Annotated in this window: 2 protein-coding genes; both read right to left on the minus strand. The window is 40.0% G+C overall.

The window, feature by feature from the left end; genetic code table 11:
- Positions 1-163 precede the first annotated feature (163 nt).
- Positions 164-364 carry a hypothetical protein gene (locus NLX67_RS22480; RefSeq protein WP_254313623.1) on the minus strand — a complete coding sequence of 67 codons (201 nt, stop codon included), beginning with the start codon at positions 362-364 and terminating at the stop codon, positions 164-166.
- Positions 365-596: 232 nt separating this feature from the next.
- Complete coding sequence (locus NLX67_RS22485; RefSeq protein ID WP_254313624.1) at positions 597-2,099, minus strand: amidase; 1,503 nt, start codon at positions 2,097-2,099, stop codon at positions 597-599.
- Positions 2,100-2,447: the final 348 nt, after the last annotated feature.

Genomic DNA, 2,447 nt, shown 5'->3' on the forward strand with positions numbered 1-2,447 from the left:
TCTGAAGGCTTTCCATTCATAGTCTATCCGCTTCCCGCTTGGCTTCTATAATACCTGCTTTTGTATGCGTTTATATGGATAACAATTTCACATCCTTATTTGGTTTTCTCATTAACTCTGTAAAATAAAAAAAGAAAGAGCCTAAGCCCTTTCTTTTTCATCATTAATTATTACTCGCAACCGTAAACTGCATCTTTACAGACTGCTTTAATTCTTTACCTGAAGCTGATTTTACTGCTTTTTCTACATAAATGGTATACGTTTCTCCCGCCTTATATCCTTCCTCAGGAGCTTCCACTTTAATTGATTTCTTATAAGCATTTAAGGAGACTTTCACGTCCTGTACAGTGTGGATTTGAGTCAATAATTTGGACACAAATAAGTTAAGTCTTAAGCAGATCTTCTAGCCTGGTCTTCAACAGCTTGTGGTGTTTGATAGCTTAGGCTGGACATGGCTTCAAAAAAGTTTGTAGATTTGGCGGACTTTGTCTCCAAGCTGAATGGTATCGACAAACGATACCATTTTTTGCTTGCAGCCACAGACTAACTAAATGAAATTTATGTGAGATATCCCTGTTACACATTCTTAACCTGTTTTAATTTGCAATAAAATTGGATATGTCTCTATTTTTACAAATATCATAGATACTATTCCAAGGCTTCATTCTTTCAAACACCGCACTGGCAGCTAGTACATCGGTATCAGCATATCTTCTTCCGATAATTTGCATTCCGATTGGCAGGTTCTCTTTTGAAAGCCCGGCTGGAATGGATGCTGATGGATGGCCAGTAAAGTTTGTGAAGTATGTCAAACACCAGCCGATTAGCGGGTCAACCTCGACTCCATTAATTTGTGTCGGTCCCATTGTATTACCGTCATTAGTGTTATCTACCGGCAAAGATGCGACGGTAGGGGTAATAATTAAATCGTATTGTTCAAGTACATTTTGAATAGAATCGTAAATCTCAGTTCGCATATGCTGGTCTCTATTCATATCTAGCACGTTCAATTTATAGCCCTTTTCGAGCCATTCGATATACTGTGGAGGAAGATCGCCCTTATGGTCCTTCAAAATATCGATGCCCTGCGCTTTAAAATTCTCAAGTGTATCAATATTCGATGGCAAGATCAATCTGCTCCACAAATCGCTTAGTTCACGTTGGTCCCTAGTAATGCCAAATTTCACTTCCTCTACATGGGCACCAGCTTGTTCAAATACCTTCACAGCATTTCTGACGACTTCTGCCACCTGTTTATCCACTGGGAAAACATCAAAATCCGGACTATACGCAATTTTCATTCCCTTTACTGACTTGCTTAAGGCTCCCATATAATTTACTTTGTCATCTATACTGAACGGGTCTCTCGAGTCATAACCCGCTAAGGCTGTTAAGCCAATGGCTGCATCTTCTACATTTCGAGTCAGAGTTCCTTCAAATAAAAATGGGTTCAATCCTCCAAATGCGTTCGGCCTTGCAACAAAGGGAATACGCCCAAACGAAGCTTTGTAGCCATACAGGCCGCACCAAGCAGCAGGAATGCGGATTGATCCGCCGCCATCTGTTCCTTCGGCCACAGGAAGCAGTCCATCTGCTACCGCTGCAGCGCTACCGCCTGAAGAACCACCTGTATTTTTCGCCAGATTAAATGGATTTCGCGACGGGCCAAATAAATAATTGTCACATGTTCCCCTGAATCCCATTACAGGACTATTTGTCTTCCCTACCAGGATAGCACCCTTCTGTTCCATCCGCTCTGCATATACGCAATAGAAATCAGCAATGAAATCCTTCAATGCAGGAATTCCGCCAAAAGTAGAAGGCCAGCCCGGCTTGAAGTCGAATAAATCTTTTAATGCTGTTGGGATTCCGTGCATAATGCCAACCTCTTCCCCTGACATCAGCTGATCCTCGGCTTTCTTCGCCCGCTGTCTTGCCCCCTCAAAATCTAAATGGACAAAGGCATTTAAACTTTCATTCCTTTCTTCAATCCTGCCAATAACTCCTTCTATAATATCAACAGGGGATAACTCTCTACTTGCTATTTTTGTTTTCAACTCTGCAACAGACAGATAAGACAGTTCGTTCGAAAGAGACATTAGACTACCTCCTATAAACAAAATGTATACGCTTACAATTATATATTCTCTTATAGATTGAAAAATCCCTTTCTCTCTCGATAATTTTTATTTATTTAATGTGTAAAGTTACTAAGTATAGCTTGCTGTACGGTAGCGAACGTTTTCAAAGAAGAAAAGTTAATATTAGCATTTAAAATTGTTGTCGCTAAATCAGGTCGAATCCCTGTGAATATGGCTTCTATTCCTAACAGTGCAAGAACATGATAAATTGGATTTGAGTCAATAATTAGGACACAAAACATACTAAGATTAGCAGTACAGATCAAGGCATTGGTCTGTACTGCTATTTTTTATATAGTAGAAGTG

Source organism: Domibacillus sp. A3M-37, from assembly GCF_024213455.1.
Classification (GTDB): Bacteria; Bacillota; Bacilli; order Bacillales; family Domibacillaceae; genus Domibacillus; species Domibacillus tundrae.